Here is a 20,336-nt window from a genome sequence, read left to right on the forward strand (position 1 = left end):
TATATACACTAACTTAAATATTTCCCAACAATAGGAACACGCCTGCCAACACCAAATGCTTTTGGCGATACACGAATAATAGGGCAGAATTGGTTGCGTTTGTATTCATTCATGTTTACCAGTTTTAATGTGCGATCAACCAATGTTGCATCATAACCCATGGCTTTAATTTCGGCAGGCCCTTTCCGTTGTTCAATATATTGATAAAGAATTGCATCTAATATTGCATAATCGGGCAAGCTATCGCTATCTTTTTGGTTAGGCCTTAATTCCGCACTGGGCGCTTTGGTAATGATGTTTTCAGGAATAATGGTTCGTTCTTGATTAATATAACGTGCCAATGCATACACTTGCTGCTTGTAGCAATCGCCCAACACGCTTAATCCTCCGGCCATATCGCCATACAAGGTACCATAACCTGTTGCCAGCTCACTTTTATTGGATGTATTCAGTAAAATATATCCGAATTTATTAGAGATAGCCATTAGTAAATTTCCCCTTATTCTGCTTTGCAAATTTTCTTCTGCCAGCGAAAAGGGCATACCGTTAAATTGAGGCTGCAGCGTTTTTAGAAAAGTTTCATATATGTCGGAAATATGAATAATATCATAAGGATTTCCCAAGTTTTTACTTAACTGTACCGCATCATTCACGGAATGTTCAGTTGAATAGGGGGAAGGCATTAGTACGGCTTTTACATTTTCAGCACCCAATGCCTCGCAAGCAATGGCTAAGGTTACAGCCGAGTCAATTCCACCTGATGAACCGATAATGGCTTTGCTAAAACCCATTTTAGAAAAGTAATCGCGAATACCTACTATTAGCGCATTGTATATTTGTTCAATATTTAGTTGTGGTTGTAAAATATCCGGATTTAATTCTTTATCGGGTACATAAGCTGCTGCTTCAATAACAGGTTCATCAAAATAGCCATTTTCATTTAAATGCACAGCTTCAAGTGATTCTGCAAACATGGGCAATTGTTTACACAAGTTGGCATCTTTATCAAATACCAACGATGAACCATCAAATACAATTTCTGTTTGACTACCCACGGCGTTGCAGTAAATCATGGGTAATTTATATTTTAATACATTCGCTTTTATTACTGCTTTTCTATCTTCTACATGGGTATAATCGAATGGTGATGCACTTAAGTTTACCATTACATCGGGGTTTTGTTGCATCAATATATCCATGGGGCAATTGCGATACAATGGATTATCACCCAAATTCCATATATCTTCACAAATGGTTACTGCTATTCTTCTGCCTTTAAAAGGAATTACTTGCCATTGAAAGGCGGGCTCAAAATAGCGATACTCGTCAAATACATCATAAGTTGGTAATAAGGTTTTATGTATTTCTGCTAAAATATTTTCTTTGTATAAAAAATAGGCAGCATTAAATAATTCTTTTCCTTTTCCTGTTCTGTTACGGGCAGGTGCACCTACTAATACCCCAATATTTTGGGTATGCATTTTAATGGTGTGAATAGCTTCATAACATTTATCAATAAAATCATTGAACTCAACAAAATCCCTTGCCGGATATCCGCATATACTCATTTCACTAAATACAATTAAATCTGCACCTGCAGCTTTTGCTGTTTCAATGGCTGCTATAATTTTTTGGGTATTTTGTTCAAAATTGCCAATGTGATAATTCTGTTGTGCTAAAAATATTTTCATGAATTACTATTAAAAATAATAAATTGGTTGCTTTAGATGAGATTTATCTATATGTCTCTTAAACAGTTTTGAATTTAATTCGGCACAAATTTCCGTTTTTTCAACCAATACAATCCCAATAATCTTAACAAAACAAATAGTTGCACTTGCAGCAATGTGCTTATTTTGCAAAAAATATTGGTTTATGAAATATAGGTTGCAAATTTTTTTGGGCATCATCATATTAATGGCCATTGCTTGTTCACCCAAAAAAAAGTTGCCTGATGTTTCAAATATATCAATGCCTTTAACGGTTCAACGATTTGAGCGTGATTTTTTTTCATTCGACACCTTGCATATTGCACGGGGATTAGATTCTCTTCAAAAAAAATATCCGGTTTTTATTAAAGATTATTTGTACAATATTTTAGCCGCATACCCACAGCCTGATAGTGTAGTGAAAGACGTTTTATTATTCCGACGTACGTACGCTGCCATTGATAGTGCCGTGCAAGTGCAGTTCCCCCATTTTAAAAATTATACTGAACAAATTGCGCAAGGTTTCCGATACTTTCATTATTATTTTCCCAAATATAATTTGCCCCATCAAATTATCACATTTGTTGGTCCCATTGAGGGCGTTGGTACTGCGCTTACTTCATCGGGCTTGGCAATAGGATTACAAGCTTATTTAGGCCATCAATTTCCGGCTTATCATACACAATATATTAGCGAAGTGTATCCCGATTATGAAACTCGCCGTTTTGAACCACAATATATAGTTGTTAACTGCATGCGCAGTATTATTAATGATTATTATCCCGAAAAGAAGGCAGGAAATCCATTAATAGATCAGATGATTGAACTAGGAAAGCGTTTATATGTTTTAGATGCCTGTTTGCCAACAGTTGCCGATACTTTAAAAACCGGTTATACAAATGATCAATTAAAGGGTTGTTATGATCATGAAAAAAATATTTGGAGTTTTTTTATACAAAACAATTTATTGTATGAAACAGAGCCTACCCAAATTGCATCTTATGTAAATGACGGACCCGGAACACCTGAATTAGGCCCTGCGGCACCGGGTAACATTGGCCTGTTTACCGGATGGCAAATTGTAAAATTGTGGATGAAAAATCATCAGGATGTAACTTTAGACCAATTACTCAATACACCTGCCAAACAAATTTTTGAAGAAGCCAAATATCACCCTTAGTTTAATTTAGCCGGTGCTATCATTTCAAAAACCGGAATGTTTACGGTAAAGTTGGTTTGAGTATCTAAGTTTAGCATAGTATAATGGCCGCTCATTTTACCCATTTCCGATTTAAAGTTGCAACCACTTACATATTGGTATTGGTGGCCGGGCAAAACAATGGGTTGAACCCCAACAACACCTTCCCCTTCTACTTCTCTTCGTTCACAGTTGCAATCATAAATAAACCAATGTCTTCTTAAAAGCTTTACCGGAAAAGCATTCAGATTATCAATCGTAATGCGATAGGCAAACATATATTCGTTTGTAAAGGGATTGCTGTATTCCGGCTGATAGAAAGTTTCCACACTAATTTGTATGCCTGAAGAAATTTTCGTAATCATAGGCTTTAAACTATGGGTATAAAGTTACTTATTTCACACAAAATATGCATTTTTTGCAATTAATGGCCTTAAAATGGCCTTTAGTAAGCTGTTTCGCAGCATACAAAGCATTGAATGCTTACTTTTGCAATCTAAAAAATTTGAGCCATGAATAAAATAGCAGTAGCAAAAGGCGATGGTATAGGCCTCGAAATAATGGATGCTGTTTTAACCATTTTTACCGCTGCAAAAGTTCCATTAGAATATGAATTTGTAGAAATGGGGAAATGGGTTTTTGATAAAGGTTACAGTAATGGAATGACACCCGATGCTCAGCAAACAATAGAAGCATTGGGTATTTTATTTAAAGGGCCCATGGAAACCCCTAAAGGGAAAGGCGTTAAGAGCGTGAATGTAACAGCCCGCAAAACTTGGAATACCTATGCTAATAAGCGTACTTTTCAAACACTGCATGGTGTTGATACCGTTTTTAGCAAAGCAGGCATTCCAATTGATATAACCGTTGTTCGCGAAAATATTGAAGATACCTATGGTGGAATTGAACATATGCTTACCCACGATGTGGCCCTTAGCCGCAGGTTTATAACCCGTCCCGGCAGCCACCAATTAATTAAGTATGCGTTTGAAATGGCCAAGAAAAAAGGTGCTAAACGCATTACTTGTGGGCATAAAGCCAACATTATGAAAATTACGGATGGCTTGTTCTTGCAGGTATTTTATGAAGTGGCCAAAGATTATCCGGAATTAAAAGCAGATGATGTAATTGTGGATGACTTGTGTATGAAGTTGGTTACTCGCCCCGATTTATTTGATGTGGTGGTATTAACCAATCTGCAAGGCGATATTGTTAGCGATTTGTGTGCAGGCCTAGTGGGTGGTTTAGGTTTTGCCCCTTCTGCCAATATTGGCGACCATATTTGCATTTTTGAAGCAGTGCATGGTACAGCCCCCGATATTGCCGGTAAAAACATTGCCAACCCAACAGCATTATTGCTGAGTGGTATAGGCATGTTACACCACTTGGGTTTAATGCAAACAGCTGCTTTAATTGAAAATGCATTGTTGTACACGCTTGAACAAGGCATACACACGGGCGATTTTGGAGACAAAAGCACCCCATCGCTTTCTACCACTGAGTTTGCAAATGCAATTATTCAAAACTTTGGTAAAACCCCAAAAGCAGGTGCTCGTCCACTATTGCCGAATATGCCTACCACGCAAACCCATTTTAAGTTAGATAAAAACCCAATGCTCGAGTCAATTGAAACTGAGAAAGAGCATATTGTGGGAGTTGACTTTTTCATTGAAAGCAATGAGCAACCCATTGCCATTGCCAATAAGTGTATGCGACATGCGGGGGTTAAGTTTAAATTGGTGAATATTAGTAATCGTGGTACGCAAGTATGGCCTACGGGTTCAGTTTATACCAATTTGGTCAATCAATATAATGTGCGGTTTGAAAGTATTGACGATATGCCCTTAAATCAAATGGATGTTTTGGGCTTATATGTTAGTATGAGTGGTAATTTTAAAATTTGCTCTTCTGAACTATTACTAATGTTAGGCAGCAAAAAAGCTTACTCATTAGCACAAGGGCAATAACATAAAGCAACAAACCTAATCAATAATTCAGTCGTTGAAATAAAGCCAAGAATAAAGAATTGGTCAAATTTTTAAGGTTTACCTACGCAGTTCTTTTTTTTAACTTAATTTCACGGCTCATTTTAAAGAGCAATTGAACTATGGCAGAAGTGATATTAATGCCACGCCTAAGCGATACCATGACTGAAGGAGTTATTGCGGCCTGGCACAAAAAAGTTGGCGATACTGTAAATAAAGGCGATTTATTAGCCGAAATTGAAACTGATAAGGCTACTATGGAATTAGATAGCTACCAAACCGGTGTGCTTTTACATATTGGTGCTCCGGCAGGAGGAAAATTACAAGTAAACGATTTATTGGCCATTTTAGGTAAGCCGGGAGAAGATGTAAGTGCCTTAGTAGCACAGCATACACCAGGCACTGCACCACAAGCAGCGCCCAGCACTGCGCCGGCTTCTGTACCTGCAGCTGCTCAACCTGCTGCTGCGCCATCGGTAGATGTAAGCAAAATGGAAGAAGTAGTATTAATGCCACGTTTAAGTGATACCATGACTGAAGGCGTTATAGCTGCATGGCATAAAAATATTGGTGATACCGTTAAAAAAGGAGAAATACTTGCCGATATTGAAACCGATAAAGCTACTATGGAATTGGAAAGCTATAAAGATGGTACTTTATTGTATCAGGGTGCAAAAGCAGGCGAGAAAATTCAAGTGAACGATTTATTGTGTATTATTGGTAAGGAAGGATTAGATGTAAATGGTATTGTTGCCGCATTAAAAAATGGTGCACCTGCTGCTGCTGGTAATGCGCCAGCACCTGCAACTACTGCGCCTGTAGCCACTCAAGCTAATAATACTGCACCTGCTGCTGCACCAACAGTAGTAAATGAAGGAAGAATTTTTGCTTCACCTTTGGCTAAAAAATTAGCGGAAGAAAAAGGTATTGATCTTAGATATGTAAAAGGTAGTGGTGACAATGGGCGTATTATAAAAGCAGATATTGATAATTATGTACCCGGCACAGCACCTGCTTCTGCTACTAGTGTATCTACGGTTACACCTGCTGCAGCGTCAGGCCAGGTACGTTATGAAGATGTTCCTGTATCTCAAATGCGCAAAACCATTGCACGTCGTTTAAGTGAAAGTTTATTTACTGCGCCTCATTTTTATTTAACCATGTCTATTGATATGGACGCTGCAGTTGCTGCTCGTGCTAAGTTGAATGAAAATGCAAAAGTGAAAATAAGCTTTAATGATTTGGTGGTGAAAGCAACCGCTATGGCATTAAAACAACACCCTAAAGTGAATAGCAGTTGGATGGGCGATTTCATTCGCTATAACCAACATGTAAATATTGGCGTGGCTGTTGCGGTAGATGAAGGGTTATTAGTGCCTGTTGTTCGTTTTGCCGATACTTTAAGTTTAAGCCAAATTGCTACACAGGTAAAAGAATATGCTCAAAAAGCAAAAGATAAGAAACTGCAACCTGCCGATTGGGAGGGCAGTACATTCACCATTTCTAATTTGGGAATGTTTGGCATTGATCAATTTACCGCTATTATCAACCCACCCGATTCATGCATTTTAGCAGTAGGTGGTATTTCTCAAGAACCTGTTGTTAAAAACGGACAAATCGTTCCGGGCAATGTAATGAAAGTAACATTAAGTTGCGATCATAGAGTTGTAGATGGTGCCACCGGTGCTGCTTTCCTTCAAACACTGAAAAGTTTATTGGAAGAACCTCTTAGAATGTTAATTTAAAACAACAATATTGTTTAAAAAATAAAGCCCTGCAATCGTGAAAACGTGCAGGGCTTATTGTTGTGGGTTATTTAATAGGTTTCATCCCAGTCGCATCCTATAGGTGCACCGGGTGGTAAATCAACCGGTTGAGGCATTTGTATTTTTTCCGGATGTTCAATTCTTTCAATAGCATAACTGTAATGGGCAGTTAGTGCCGGGTTTGCTGACATTTGTTGTTGTGCCAATTTTTTTATTTTCATTAAGCCATTATAAGTAATGGATTTTACGGCATAATTGGCATTTTTATCTTGGTATAAATTCAGTAACCAACTAATTACCTGTTGTTGGGTTTGAAGCTGAACTTGAAGAGCTAAATCATTCGCCAATGGTGTTTTCCATGTTTGTTGAATAATGGCATCCATTACATCTTCCCATCCAATTGTATGTGCAATAGCTTTATTTTCAACCAAGCGGTTGGCTCTTTCCGTATTAAATAGAAACGCAAACTCAAAGTTGGCTAATGCTTCAGCAGCAGCTAATGCATCAAAAGCCGGAGCAGTTCTTTTTTCAAATAATTCTCCTACATTATAGTACATAGGGGGGCGAGGTGGTATTAACTGAATAATTTGTTTAGGCAAGGTTAATACATCGGCATTTAAACATTGTAATGCTGCTTGCAAAGCTTTTTGTTGAACACTGTTGGGTAATATTTCAGGTTGTTGTTGCCATGCATCTCCTCTTACAGAATAACTGTAATTAATGCCTCCAATCAGCTTGCATACGGCTTCTAATTGATAACGATGGAAATTATACAATGGAACCAATACGTCTTCAAGTTTAGCCATAGGTGTACCAACGGTAATGGCTTGCTGTGAAAAATTTTTTAAAGCAACGCTACGAACTTTTAATAAAGTATTTAGTTCATCAACAGCATCTTTTCCATTATCCCATAAGTGCGCATAGGGATGCATTCCACCTGCAGCTCTGGCATCTAAGTCGGCAATAAATAAAATACCATCTTTAGAATTTTTCCTTAGAATACTATCTAATGCCACAGCTTCATTAGTGCCTGGTGTAAATTGTGCATACCCATAAGTAATGGCACGTTTATCCCATTCGCCAATGCCATTGGTGTAAGCGGTTGAAAAATCAATTTCATTTTTATTATTTACAAATACATCGGGATGAGGGTAATCCATAACCGAAGCTCTATTGTTATAGCTGGATGCATAGTTGTGTTGCAGCCCTAAAGTATGCCCAACTTCATGTGCAGCCAGTTGCCGCAAACGTTGCAACGCTGTAGCTTGTAACACCGGTGAAACAGGCTGGGTTGTTGAAAATGGTGAAAGTAAAGCACTATAAATTAAATAATCTTGCCTTACTCGTAAAGAGCCCAATGTAACTTGCCCTTTTATAATTTCACCTGTTCTAGGGTCGGTAATGCTGGCACCATAACTCCAACCTCTGGTTGACCGATGCACCCAATTTATTACATTATATCGAATATCCATTGGGTCAGCCGAATCGGGCAATACTTTTACTTGAAAAGCATTTTTAAAACCGGCTGCTTCAAATGCCTGATTCCACCACGAGGCGCCTTCAATTAAGGCAGAACGAATTGGTTCAGGTGTACCATTATCAACATAATACACAATTGGTTTTACAGGTTCACTAATTGCTTGTTCAGGATGAAGTTTTATTAACCGATGCCTGTTAATTAACATTTGTTGAATTTGTTCGGTAAAGGGACTGCTAAAATCATAATAACTTGTGCCAAAGTAACCACTGCGAATATCATATTTCCGAGGTTTGTATTGATTATCGGGTAATTGAACAAAAGAATGGTGCATACGAACAGTTATGGCTTCTTTAGAAGGAGTAACAGAAGTAACCATTCTTCCTGCATCATCACCTCCGGTGAAGGTGATGGTTGCTTCCATTTCGGTGTTTAGCGGAAAATTTTTTGTGTTGGGTAAGTATATGGCACTTCTGCTTTCGTTGAATTGATAAGTGCCTTGCTTCATGGCTTTAATTTTAGCTGCTACTCCTTGTGCATCGCGCAACAAAAATGGAGTAATATCAATCAGGTATTGATGATTCTCCTGAGCAACAATATCAAAGCTTCCTAATACTGATTGTGCAAATGATTCTTCAACTGCTCTTTGTTCATTTTTATCATTACTGGTTGCACGGTATGATTGATTAGGTTGAACAAGCAAAAGTTTTTTTCCTGCTTTGGTAAAATACACGATTCTTGAATTACCAATTAAGCCTCTATCGAACCCTAAATCGTTTGAACCAATACCGGCAGGCAAACTATTAACATACAAAAATTGTGAATCGGGTTTATTCACTAATAGAAAAATTTTACCATTAGATTCATCCCACCAAAATGGGAAAAACCCATTGTACGCCTGCATTTGTGCAGTTTTAGCACTTATAGAACCGGTTGCTTGCGAAAAGCCCCAATTGAATAAGCTAACTAATAGCAAAGTAGCTAATACCTTTTTCATAAACATTGTTTTGTTGTCTAAAGGTATTGAAAACTGATTGCTAAAAAGGGAATGCACTAAAAATTCAGCCGTTTAAACATGCCATACGAAATGCAGAATTCTTGAAAAAAAACTGCATTTACTTATTAAGTAAATGCAGTGGAAGATTTTCATTGCGCACAATGCAGGCTATAAGCCATTTTCAGGCATATTATCATTGCCGGACTCATCGGTTGTAACTTCTACCAGTGGAAATACCATTTCTTCAACTACTACAAAGTCTTCTGCATTGTTGGTAGGTGCTGCTTTTTTGGGTGTTGCTTTCTTAGCTACCTTTTTTGGCGCTGCTTTCTTAGCAACCTTTTTAGGTGCTACCTTTTTTGCAGCTTTTTTAGGTGCAGCTTTTTTTGCAGCTTTTTTAGGTGTTGCTTTTTTAGCCGCCTTTTTAGGTGCAGCTTTTTTAGCTGTTTTTTTGGGTGCAGCTTTCTTTGCAATTTTTTTAGGTGCAGCTTTTTTTGCAGCTTTTTTAGGTGCTGTTTTTTTCACAGCTTTTTTGGGTGTTGCTTTCTTAGCTACCTTTTTAGGCGCTGCTTTCTTAGCAGACTTTTTTGTAGCCGCTTTTTTGGGAGCTATCTTTTTTTTACTTGCTTTTGCCATAGTTTAGATGTGTTTGTGTAATGGTGAAATAATTTGATACGAAAGATAAATAATATCTTTTGTAAAATTGCAATCTTTCGTCAAAAATTACATAAATATTCTATTATTTTTTTGGAAAAACATTCTGAGGGAAATAATTTCTGAACAGTTGAAAACTCAATGATGGTAAATGTTAGAAGAAGGGGCGATAAAAACAATGCAAACTGAAATGCGTTAGTTACAATAACTTTGTAATCACTAATTATTTTTATGAAAAAAACAGTAGTTATTGGCGCATCGGCAAACCCACAACGGTATAGTTATTTGGCGGTAAATAGATTAGTGGCAAATGGGCATCCGGTTGTGGCTATAGGAAGCCGTCCCGGTTTTATTGGCAGTGTTCCCATTATTACTGAACATCCTGCTGAAAGTGATGTAGATACTATTTCATTGTATGTAAATCCCGAAATACAAAAAAATCTTTACGATTATATTTTTTCATTACATCCCAAGCGCATTATTTTCAATCCGGGTACTGAGAATGAAGCATTGTGTGCTTTAGCTAAAGAAAAAGGAATTCAATGTGTTGAGGCTTGTACCCTGGTTATGCTATCAACACACCAATACTAAATAATTTTTTGCATCTTGCCATTGCATTATATTCGTAAAAACAGAAATAATTATATGCAGATTAAACCGGTTGAAAAAGGAGCTGATATAAAAGCATTTTTGGAAGTGAATGCAAAGATGAATGCGAATAATCCCAATTATATTCGTCCATTGAATCACGAAGTTGAGGCAGTGTTTAATCCCAAAAAAAATAAATTATTTAAATACGGTACCATACAACGTTGGATTCTGCAAGATTACAATGGTGAAACTATTGGTAGAATTGCTGCATTTACCAATAAAAAATATGTGAATAAAGGCACTGATTTTCCTACCGGTGGAATTGGATTTTTTGATTGCATTAATGATCAACAGGCTGCCAATTTATTATTTGATACTGCCAAAAATTGGTTGATTGCCCAAGGCATGGAAGCTATGGATGGCCCTATTAATTTTGGTGATCGAGATAAATGGTGGGGTTTGTTAGTTGAAGGATTTGATAATGAACCGGTTTATGGTTTAAGTTTTAATCCGCCTTATTACCGGCAATTATTTGAAGGTTATGGGTTTCAAGATTACTATAATCAGTTTTACTATGCAATGAAAGTAGATGATCCTTTGCCGGCACGTTTTGCAGAAAGATATGAAAAGTTTAAAGCGAAAAAAGGATACGAAGCAAGGCATGCTAATTTAAAAGAATTGGAGAAGTATGCAGCGGACTTTGCTTCTGTTTATAATCAAGCATGGGCACAACATGGCGAAGCAAAAGAAATTACCCAAGAACAAGTTTTGAAACTGTTCAATTCCATGAAGCCGATAATGGATCCACGTGCCATTTGGTTTGCATATTACAATGAAGAACCTATTGCCATGTTTATTAATATTCCCGATGTTAATCAATATTTCAAACATTTTAAGGGCAAATTTGGTTGGAAAGAAAAATTACATTTGTTATGGATGAAACGTCGCGGTGCCTGCAAGCGATTAACAGGATTGGCTTTTGGCGTTATTCCTAAATATCAGGCACTTGGTATTGACAGTTTTTTAATTTATGAAAGTGCTTTACTGATTCAGGGAAAAGGGTGGTATCATACCTACGAAATGGGATGGGCCGGTGATTGGAATCCTAAAATGATTAATATTTACAAAAGCTTAGGTGCATCACAAAGCCGGCGATTAATTACCTATCGCTACATTTTTGATACACAAAAACATCCTTTTGAAAGGCATCCGGTAATGGATTATAAACAATAATATCTTTTCAATTAGCTGTTATGCATAATAGGTATACCGTTACCCGTCCAATCGGGGAATAAAATATTGTTTTGATGAATATCTAAATGTGTATTGGCAACTGAACTAAACAAGCTTCTAAAATCAGTAGAAACAGGCAAGTCGCGTTGGTCTTCTAAATTTTCTTTAGCCAAGCTTTTCATTTGGTGATAAACTTTTCCACCTTGTACATCATTACCCAATACGAATAAGCAACTGGCTCTACCATGATCCGTACCTCCCGTTCCATTTTGATGAACAGTTCTGCCAAATTCTGTCATCGTCATTAGTGTAACGGAATCCTGTTGTGCACTAATATCTTCCCAAAATGCAGCAATGCTATCACTAAAATCTTTTAAGTTTCTGGCTAAAATGCCATTGTCAGTACCTTGATTAACATGCGTATCCCATCCACCGCTTTCAGCAAAAGCAACTTCTAAACCAACATCCATTTTTATTAAAACAGCAATTTGTCTTAATGCATTGCCTAAGGCTGAGTTAGGATAAACTACTCCGGGTTTAGGTGCATATTGTTTTAAATTATTAACGTTCAGCATTTTCATGGCTTCAAAACTTTCTTTCCCCGTTTTTTGAAGCAATTGTGAACTGTTATTGTCATACAAAGCTTCAAAGGATGAAGCGGTAGATTGCACGGCTAATGGGTTATCACGCATTTGCAATGCAAAATCATTTAAATTACTAATTGCTAAAGCCTGATTATTACCATATAAACTTCTGGGTAAAGCACTGGTAATACTTACCGCATTAAAAGGTGTAGTGGGTTTCCCCATTAAACCCACGGCTCTGTTTAACCAGCCACTATCGGTTCCTTTATTAAAAGGGGTGCCACTTTCCATAAAGTCTTGTGCATCGAAATGGCTGCGGGTAGGGTTGGGGCTGCCTACTCCATGTGCTATTGCCAATTGTTTACTTTGGAATAACGGGTAAAAAGATTTTAGCGAGGGATGCAATGCAAAGTATCCATCTAAATCAATCATGCTGCCTTCTGTTTGTGCCGGACTCATATATAGGGTGGGGCGCATTAGTTTTAAATTTGGATCGGCATAGGGGCTAACTGCCATTAAACCATCCATTGCGCCACGTTGAAAAATACACACCAGTGTTTTCTTTTTTTGAAACGGTTGAATAATTCTGTTGCCTGCAGTAGCAGCTTTAGCAATGAAATTAGGTACACCGCCAATACCGGCAGCAAATAAAGCCATAGCACCATTGCGCATAAATATTCTTCTATTCATAAATATTTTTTTTATTTTCTTTGAAATTCAGGTGAACCAATAATAATGCCTACAACCCTACTTAAACTCGCAGGCGTGCTACTAGTATTCATGGCTTGTGTTTGCATTACTATTTCATTATTGGTTGCTTCATTATTATTTTTTGATTGCGCAGCAGAAATTTTTTGTGTTAAATGCTCTTGATGTAATAAAGGGGTTATGCGCTGAATGTTTTGTTCATTGTTGCGAGTGGGCAACAAAATATTACTATAAGTTTCCAAAGCTGCTTCAGCACTTTCCGGTTCATGAAAGTTGTTTAATGCCAACAAATTAACTTGTATTCCCGGAATTCTTTGTGCAGCAAAAGCTAAACCAAAATTCATTCTGCTAAGTAATGATCCTGTATTTATCCAATAGTCCGCTCTATCCGGGAAACCTGTTGGTGCTTGGTAGTAGTAAAATTTTTGTCCCATTCTATTACACCAATTAAAAATTTGATATGGCATAGTTAGTTGTGCATTTGTAGCGCGAACACTGCTAATGGCTAATTCAAAAGGCGATTTAATTTTAGCGCGTTCATTATTTTTATTCCAAAATTCTTTGCTGCTAACCATTGTAATTAATACACTTTTTATGTTACCATTGGTATGCAAAAAAGTGTTAGCCATTTGTTGAATTAAATTATTAGAAGGTGTATCACTAACAAAATGTTTAGCTAATGCTGTACAAATAAATTTAGCAGTTGATGGGTGATGTGCTAACATTTCCAAAGCAACTACCCCTTCTTGATAACCGCCATTGGCAGGAAAATTTTTACCTAAAAATGTCTTAGGCCCATCATCATGTTTATTTGGTCTAAATAAAAATCCATTCTGCATAACAAATCCTCTTTTTTCCATTACCTCAGGTGATAATTTTTGAATTTGCTCATTTGCAGGGCTATTTTTAAACATGGGATATATTGTCCATCCGGTAAGTATTTTGGCTAAAGTGGTAACATCTTGCTGTGTATAACCCCCATCAACGCCCATAGTGTGCAGTTCCATCACTTCACGGGCATAATTTTCATTTAACCCTTCAGCAGCAGCTCTTTTTTTTAAAGCACCATTATTATTAAAAGCTAATTTTTGCAGGCGTTTAGCTTCTTCAGGATTATTGTTACTCACACTGCTGGCATTGTCTAAGTAAGCCAACATTGCAGGGTGTTGCGCAGTAGCTAATAAAAGCTCATCAAAGTTATCCAATACATGAGGCCTTATTGCATCGCGTTCATAGGCCAAAATGTAAGGTGCACAAGCGGGTTTTGTAAGCGAAACATTGAAATGGTTAAACCAAAAATCAGTTAATACCTCTTGCAATTGATTATTACCGTATGCAGCACGTACAATTTTTTGAACAATTAATTGTCTTTCTAAATCGGGCATTGGTTTAAAGCCCTGTTGCTGCATAAATGCCCTTAATTTTTGACGATATTCCTGTTTTGCAATGCCGGTGTCATTTTTATCAATAATGCCGGCTTTGCGTGCCATGGTTACAATTACACCATTATTGGGATAGGTATTAACCATGTCGGTTAATGATAAATCTACCGCATCTAAATGCAGGGAATTAAAGCGATTTGTTACTGCCGTATCGGGGTCATTGCTTTCCAGTTGTTGATAAAACCAATTTTCAATTCCTTCATTAGCCACTGTCTGAACTTGTCCCGGAGTTGGGCCAAAAGTAAAACGGTTTAATAAGTAAGCAGCTGCTTCTTCTTTCGAAAAGCCCATTTGCTTATAAGGAAATGGCTTTGATTTATGCAATTCCGGTTTGTAACTAAAGGCAAATATGCCCAGGCTTAAAATACTCAAGCAAAAAAATCCCACTATCTTTTTCTTCCACATCATGGTTCCTATTTGCTTCATGAGATGGAAAAAAAATAATTTGGTTTAAAGCGCAACTTCATTAAAATTCATTTTTTCGGTGAATGGGGTTTTGTTTTGAGTATATATAAATTTTTGTGGTATGAATGCTATTGCTTCGGCTTTTGTTATCTTGCAATTCGTATGGAAAATTTTATTGTTTCGGCACGGAAGTATCGCCCCCAAAATTTTAATATGGTGGTGGGGCAGAAACATATTACCACAACACTGAAGAATGCTATTAAAAATAATCAAATAGCGCATTCATTTTTATTCTGTGGCCCCAGAGGAGTAGGAAAAACTACCTGTGCTCGTATTATGGCCAAAACCATTAACTGTGCTAATCCTACGCCCGAAGGTGAGGCTTGCAATGTTTGCGCCAGTTGTGTTTCGTTTGATACCGGAAGTTCATTAAACATACATGAATTAGATGCTGCCAGTAACAACTCGGTTGAAGATATTAGAAATTTAGTTGAACAAGTGCGCTTTGCCCCGCAGGCAGGAAAGTATAAAGTGTACATAGTAGATGAGGTACACATGCTCACAACCAGTGCTTTCAATGCTTTTTTAAAAACTTTGGAAGAGCCGCCCTCTTATGCCATTTTCATTTTGGCAACCACCGAAAAACATAAAATTTTACCAACTATACTTTCCCGTTGTCAAATATTTGATTTTAAGCGAATTACTATCCAAGATACCGTTGAACACTTGGAAGAAATAGTTGAAAAAGAACAAGTAAAGGCCGAAAAAACAGCGCTTCAACTGATTGCTCAAAAAAGTGAAGGTTGTATGCGTGATGCACTGAGTATTTTAGATAAAATTGTAAGCTTTACCAATGGTGAGCTCACTTATCAAAATACGGTTGAGCATTTGAATATATTAGATGATGATTACTACTTCAAATTGTTAGAAGCATTGTACCATCAGGATATGGCCGGTGCCATGTTGCTGTATGAAGAAATTAATCAGAAAGGTTTTGAAGGTGATTTGGTATTGAATGGTTTTGCCACATTCATTAGAAATTTATTGGTTTGTAAAGATGAGCGTGCCGCTGTGTTGTTAGATGTGTTAGAAGGAAAGCAAGCATTATACATTAGTACCGCACAAAAAACAGACGCTTCTTATTTAATTAGTGCGTTAAATATTTTGAATGAAACTGAAATGCAGTTCAAAATGGCGCGTAACAAGCGCTTGCATGTTGAAATGTGTTTAATTAAGCTTAGTTTTTTAAAACAGGCCATTCAACTTTCAACCGAACAGGGTAATTTGGTAAAAAAAAAGTTAACGGATAGGCCCATTGCTATTCAACAAAAACCCATACCTCAATATGTTGTAGCTACGCAATCAACTCAGCCACAAGCAAAATTGGTGATAGATGATGCGGTAAAAAAGCAGCCATCACCGGCTTTAAACAAAGAAGTAGTATTACCATCAACTGCACCGGTAGTTCATGAACCGGTAAAACCAATAACAGTCGCTACTAAAACAATTACTAAACCTGATACAACCTTAGGCAGTACGAAAAAAAATTTATTAGACGTTTTAAAAGCGAAAGTGAACGAAAAGTTTAATGTATTGGAGGTAACTGATGCAGAAGCATTAAACATAGAAAAGCTTACCCATTACTGGAATCAATATTGTGAAAAATTAGAACAAGATGGCAGTAAGCCTTCAACGGTGGGTACTTTGCGTATGGCTAAATTGGCTGTAGTGGACGAATTAAACTTTACTGTAACGGTTCAAGCCATAACGCAACAAAAATTTATTGAGCAGGAAAAAATGCATTTAGCCGATTATATTCAACAGGCTTTTAATAACAGAGGCATTCGTTTTACGATAGTAGTAGAACACAACGATAATGATGAATTGTTGCCCATGCAACAAGCATTAACGAGTGTACAACGATTTGAAAAAATGGCTGAAAAATATCCTTTATTAAAAACGTTTCGTGAGCAATTGAAGCTTGATTTAGATTTATAGCCTTATTGAAGAAACTAATATACCGGTACGTTGCCTGTTAGAAAGTATGAAACAATGGTTATACAAATCATGCTAATAACAGCTAACAACATTAATAGTTTTGCCTTTCTTATTCCTTCTTCCTGTTTTTGGGCAACTGCTTTGTACAGTACTACAATGCCGTAAAACAAAACAAAGAAGGCAATGGCAAAAAGAAAGCCATAAAAATAATAAGCCGCAGAAGTTGCATTCAATATCATGCGCCGGATTTTTTTGCTAATTGATACCCATTTTTTTGCAACCATTGTAAAATTTTATCACGTTGGTCGCCCTGTATAATTATTTCTCCATCTTTAACACTGCCACCTGTACCACAAAATTGTTTTAATTTTTTGCCTAAAGTATCTGCATCTTCTTCAGTACCTACAAACCCTTTTACTATTGATACGGTTTTACCGCCTCTATGTTTGGTATCTAAATGTATAGTCAGTTTTTGCTTGGCAGGGGGTAAGGTTTCCTGCATTTCCTGTTCATGTTCAAAACTAAAGTCAGGGTTGGTACTATACACAAATCCCCTTGCGTCAGGTTTGTTTTTTTTACTCATAATAATTTTGCTTTTAAACTTAAATCTACACTTTTTGCCTGGTGAATAAGGCCACCAACACTAACATAATCTACACCAGTTTCGGCATAACTAACTATATTATTTAAATTAATGCCTCCACTCGCTTCTGTTTCAAATTGGTGTTGAATAATGTTTAATGCTTCCGAAATTTCTGCAGGCGTAAAATTGTCGAGTAATATTCTAAATACTTTTCCTTTAGCAACCTTGCAAATTGTTGTTACATCATTCAAAGTACGGGCTTCAACTTCAATTTTTAAATCAAGCTTATTTTTTTGAACATATTCCCAAGCTAATGTTATGGCTTTTTCAATACCGCCGGCATAATCAATATGGTTATCTTTCAGCATAATCATGTCAAACAATCCAAATCGATGGTTGGTGCCACCTCCAATTCTAACGGCCTCTTTCTCTAATAAACGAAAATTAGGTGTGGTTTTTCTGGTATCTAATAATTGGGTGTGATAAGGTTCAATAAGTTCAACAAAACGATGTGTTAATGTAGCAATGCCACTCATGCGTTGCATACAGTTCAATACCAATCTTTCACATTTTAAAATAGTATGAATATGGGCATTTACTTCAAAAGCAATATCGCCGGGCAACATTGCCTCACCATCATTTTTATAAATTTTAAAAGAAACACTAGGCTCAACCAGTTTAAAAATGTGCTGCGCTATAGCAACACCTGCCAAAATTCCTTCATCTTTAATTTTTAAAACGGCTGTACCCATTGCCTGTTCGGGAATGCAAGCAAGGGTTGAGTAATCACCGCTGCCAATATCTTCATGTAACGCTTCGTTGATTAAATGATTAAGTTGTTCTTCAAAATGTATCATGCAGGCAAATTAAGTGGTTTCATAAAAAAGCCCTCAAAAATTTTTTTGAGGGCCTGTAATAATGTTGGTTATTCACTAATTAATTCGAATGGAAATAATTTGGTGTCGTCCCTCTTTATTGCGTAACAATAAGGTTACATTGTAAGAACGGCTTTTTCCATTTAATTTCCCTGCCATGTACATGGTGGTTCCGGCTTCACGTTGAGAGGTTAAATCAAAACTGTGCACACCGGCATCGCTAAAAAATTGTTTTAAGGCAATGCCTGCCTGATTTTTACCAATGTTTTTTACTTCCTCTTTGCCGGGTAAGGTTAAATCTAAATAACTGTCAAAATAACCTGATACTGCTTCTGCATTCGCACTTTTTAGGGCATTAATAATTTCAGGAACATCACTTTGGTATGTAAATGACATGAATCCAATTCCAAGGCCAAGTATTAATAAAAGATGTTTCATACAATTAAATTTTAAATTAAAAATGCACTAAAAACATGCCAAATAAAATGTTTAACGAAAGTTAAAGTTAGGGTTACATACCTGAAATAACAAATTAACTACCTTTGATGCATGAGCAAGAAAGCAATATTAATTATCATGGATGGATGGGGACTTGGTAAGAATAAACAGGTTGATGCCATTCAGCAGGCCAATGTGCCATTTGTATCCTCTCTTTTTAAAAAATATCCCAATACAACTTTAGTAACCTGTGGCGAGGCAGTAGGCTTGCCCGACGGCCAAATGGGTAACAGTGAAGTGGGGCATTTAAATTTAGGGGCCGGTAGAATTGTATATCAAGAATTGCAACGGATTAATGTGGCCATACGCGATGGTTCGTTTGCAAAAAATGAAGTGTTATTAGCTGCAATTCAAAAAGCAAAAACTAACCAAAAACCTCTGCATTTATTGGGCTTGGTAAGTGATGGAGGCGTACATAGTCACATCAATCACCTAAAAGCTATTTGCAATGTTTGTAAAGAAAATGCATTAAACGAAGTTTATATTCATGCCTTTACAGACGGAAGAGACTGCGACCCTAAAAGTGGCTTGGGTTTTATAAAAGACTTAGAACAATTTTTAACTACTAGTGTAGGTAAAATTGCTTCAGTTAGTGGAAGATACTACGCAATGGATCGCGATAAGCGTTGGGAAAGAGTACAATTGGCTTATGATGTTATGGTGAATGGCAAAGGAAATACAGCTTCCTCTGCAGTGCAAGCAATTGAAAGTTCCTATGCAGCCGATGTTACCGATGAGTTTATTAAACCTACGGTAATTACTGAGAATAATGCACCTGTTGCCACCATTAAAGATGGTGACGTAGCTATTTGTTTCAATTTTAGAACAGACAGGTGTCGAGAAATAACCGATGTATTAACGCAAAACAATCATCCTGATTTTAACATGCATACTTTGCAAATTGATTATACTACCATGACGGAGTATGATAAAACATTCCGCAATGTGCATGTAATTTTTGAAAATGATAATTTAAATAACACGTTAGGTGAGGTGTTGGCAGCGGCCGGCAAAAAACAAATTAGAATAGCTGAAACAGAAAAATATCCGCACGTTACTTTCTTCTTTAGTGGTGGAAGGGAAGTACCCTTTGAAGGTGAATCGCGGATTATGGTACCATCACCTAAAGTGGCCACATACGATTTAAAACCCGAAATGAGTGCAGTTGAAATAACTGATAAACTTATTCCGGAAATTGAAAAAGGATATGCCGATTTTATTTGTTTAAATTTTGCTAATGCAGATATGGTTGGACATACCGGCGTATTTTCAGCAGTAATAAAAGCAGTTGAAACCGTTGATGCTTGTGTTAAACGAGTGGTAGAAGCTGCTTTGAAGCAAGATTATATTATATTTCTTACCGCTGATCATGGCAATGCAGACAACATGATTAACGATGATGGAACACCCAATACTCAACATTCATTGAACCTGGTTCCTTTATTTGTTATCGACAATCATTGGCATGGTGTTGTGCATCCCGGTAAGTTGGGCGACATTGCACCTACTATTTTAAAAATGATGCAATTGCCTATTCCTAAAGAAATGACCGGGAATATTTTGATTGATTAGTTAAGAACAGTATTTTTATACAGGTATTATAATGCTGCACCTAAAAATGTGCAGCATTATT

At 36.9% G+C, this 20,336-nt stretch carries 17 protein-coding genes; 7 read left to right on the forward strand and 10 right to left on the reverse strand.

The annotated features are described in order from the left end of the window. Positions 1 to 8: 8 nt before the first annotated feature. Positions 9 to 1,691, reverse strand: a complete 1,683-nt coding sequence (locus LX80_RS10690) for an NAD+ synthase (protein ID WP_111296279.1) — start codon at positions 1,689 to 1,691, stop codon at positions 9 to 11. Positions 1,692 to 1,875: 184 nt separating this feature from the next. Between LX80_RS10690 and gldB the strand changes: the two genes are divergently transcribed. Beyond that, a complete protein-coding gene (gldB, locus tag LX80_RS10700) occupies positions 1,876 to 2,889 on the forward strand; it encodes a gliding motility lipoprotein GldB (RefSeq protein ID WP_146250479.1) in 1,014 nt (337 codons plus the stop codon). On the opposite strand, the gene apaG is transcribed toward gldB, so the two are convergent. Then, complete coding sequence (gene apaG / locus LX80_RS10705) at positions 2,886 to 3,272, reverse strand: Co2+/Mg2+ efflux protein ApaG (RefSeq protein ID WP_111296288.1); 387 nt, start codon at positions 3,270 to 3,272, stop codon at positions 2,886 to 2,888. The two genes, gldB and apaG, sit on opposite strands and share 4 nt — an antisense overlap. A gap of 147 nt (positions 3,273 to 3,419) precedes the next feature. Here apaG and LX80_RS10710 point away from each other — a divergent pair, with 147 nt between their 5' ends. Continuing rightward, positions 3,420 to 4,874 (forward strand): isocitrate/isopropylmalate family dehydrogenase, encoded by a 1,455-nt coding sequence (locus LX80_RS10710; protein ID WP_111296291.1) that lies wholly within the window; start codon positions 3,420 to 3,422, stop codon positions 4,872 to 4,874. A 140-nt stretch (positions 4,875 to 5,014) separates the two neighbouring features. Then, on the forward strand, positions 5,015 to 6,637 hold the full coding sequence (locus LX80_RS10715; protein WP_111296294.1) for a pyruvate dehydrogenase complex dihydrolipoamide acetyltransferase: 1,623 nt from the start codon (positions 5,015 to 5,017) through the stop codon (positions 6,635 to 6,637). 71 nt (positions 6,638 to 6,708) lie between these two features. On the opposite strand, the gene LX80_RS10720 is transcribed toward LX80_RS10715, so the two are convergent. Next, positions 6,709 to 9,132 carry a zinc-dependent metalloprotease gene (locus tag LX80_RS10720; protein WP_211307749.1) on the reverse strand — a complete coding sequence of 808 codons (2,424 nt, stop codon included), beginning with the start codon at positions 9,130 to 9,132 and terminating at the stop codon, positions 6,709 to 6,711. 168 nt (positions 9,133 to 9,300) lie between these two features. Further along, complete coding sequence (locus tag LX80_RS14710) at positions 9,301 to 9,768, reverse strand: hypothetical protein (protein ID WP_170120443.1); 468 nt, start codon at positions 9,766 to 9,768, stop codon at positions 9,301 to 9,303. Positions 9,769 to 10,017: 249 nt separating this feature from the next. On the opposite strand from LX80_RS14710, the gene LX80_RS10730 reads away from it, so the two are divergent. Next, positions 10,018 to 10,377 carry a CoA-binding protein gene (locus tag LX80_RS10730; RefSeq protein ID WP_111296297.1) on the forward strand — a complete coding sequence of 120 codons (360 nt, stop codon included), beginning with the start codon at positions 10,018 to 10,020 and terminating at the stop codon, positions 10,375 to 10,377. A 54-nt stretch (positions 10,378 to 10,431) separates the two neighbouring features. Continuing rightward, positions 10,432 to 11,610 (forward strand): hypothetical protein, encoded by a 1,179-nt coding sequence (locus LX80_RS10735; protein WP_111296561.1) that lies wholly within the window; start codon positions 10,432 to 10,434, stop codon positions 11,608 to 11,610. A gap of 11 nt (positions 11,611 to 11,621) precedes the next feature. Here LX80_RS10735 and LX80_RS10740 read toward each other — a convergent pair whose 3' ends face one another. Beyond that, the gene (locus tag LX80_RS10740) at positions 11,622 to 12,884 is read right to left on the reverse strand and encodes a DUF1501 domain-containing protein (RefSeq protein WP_111296300.1); all 1,263 of its coding nucleotides are present in this window, start codon (positions 12,882 to 12,884) and stop codon (positions 11,622 to 11,624) included. 11 nt (positions 12,885 to 12,895) lie between these two features. Next, positions 12,896 to 14,770 (reverse strand): DUF1800 domain-containing protein, encoded by a 1,875-nt coding sequence (locus LX80_RS10745; protein WP_211307750.1) that lies wholly within the window; start codon positions 14,768 to 14,770, stop codon positions 12,896 to 12,898. Between the two features lie 141 nt (positions 14,771 to 14,911). Here LX80_RS10745 and LX80_RS10750 point away from each other — a divergent pair, with 141 nt between their 5' ends. Further along, a complete protein-coding gene (locus LX80_RS10750) occupies positions 14,912 to 16,747 on the forward strand; it encodes a DNA polymerase III subunit gamma/tau (protein ID WP_111296303.1) in 1,836 nt (611 codons plus the stop codon). A 14-nt stretch (positions 16,748 to 16,761) separates the two neighbouring features. Here the strand turns inward: LX80_RS10750 and LX80_RS10755 are convergent, their stop codons facing one another. The 4 genes from LX80_RS10755 to LX80_RS10770 all read right to left on the reverse strand — a co-directional run bounded on the left by LX80_RS10755 (position 16,762) and on the right by LX80_RS10770 (position 18,643). Beyond that, positions 16,762 to 16,986 (reverse strand): hypothetical protein, encoded by a 225-nt coding sequence (locus LX80_RS10755; protein ID WP_111296306.1) that lies wholly within the window; start codon positions 16,984 to 16,986, stop codon positions 16,762 to 16,764. Then, positions 16,983 to 17,330: a translation initiation factor gene (locus tag LX80_RS10760; RefSeq protein WP_111296309.1), complete on the reverse strand. Its 348-nt coding sequence runs from the start codon at positions 17,328 to 17,330 to the stop codon at positions 16,983 to 16,985. The genes LX80_RS10755 and LX80_RS10760 overlap by 4 nt, the downstream gene beginning before the upstream one ends. Continuing rightward, positions 17,327 to 18,187 (reverse strand): carboxylating nicotinate-nucleotide diphosphorylase, encoded by an 861-nt coding sequence (gene nadC, locus LX80_RS10765; RefSeq protein ID WP_111296312.1) that lies wholly within the window; start codon positions 18,185 to 18,187, stop codon positions 17,327 to 17,329. The genes LX80_RS10760 and nadC overlap by 4 nt, the downstream gene beginning before the upstream one ends. Before the next feature lie 75 nt (positions 18,188 to 18,262). Then, positions 18,263 to 18,643, reverse strand: coding sequence for a DUF4783 domain-containing protein (locus LX80_RS10770; protein WP_111296315.1), 381 nt, complete (start codon positions 18,641 to 18,643; stop codon positions 18,263 to 18,265). A gap of 111 nt (positions 18,644 to 18,754) precedes the next feature. Between LX80_RS10770 and gpmI the strand changes: the two genes are divergently transcribed. Then, on the forward strand, positions 18,755 to 20,275 hold the full coding sequence (gene gpmI, locus LX80_RS10775; protein ID WP_111296318.1) for a 2,3-bisphosphoglycerate-independent phosphoglycerate mutase: 1,521 nt from the start codon (positions 18,755 to 18,757) through the stop codon (positions 20,273 to 20,275). Positions 20,276 to 20,336 lie beyond the last annotated feature (61 nt).

The sequence above is a fragment of the Hydrotalea sandarakina genome, from assembly GCF_003254115.1.
In the GTDB taxonomy this organism is placed as follows: domain Bacteria; phylum Bacteroidota; class Bacteroidia; order Chitinophagales; family Chitinophagaceae; genus Hydrotalea; species Hydrotalea sandarakina.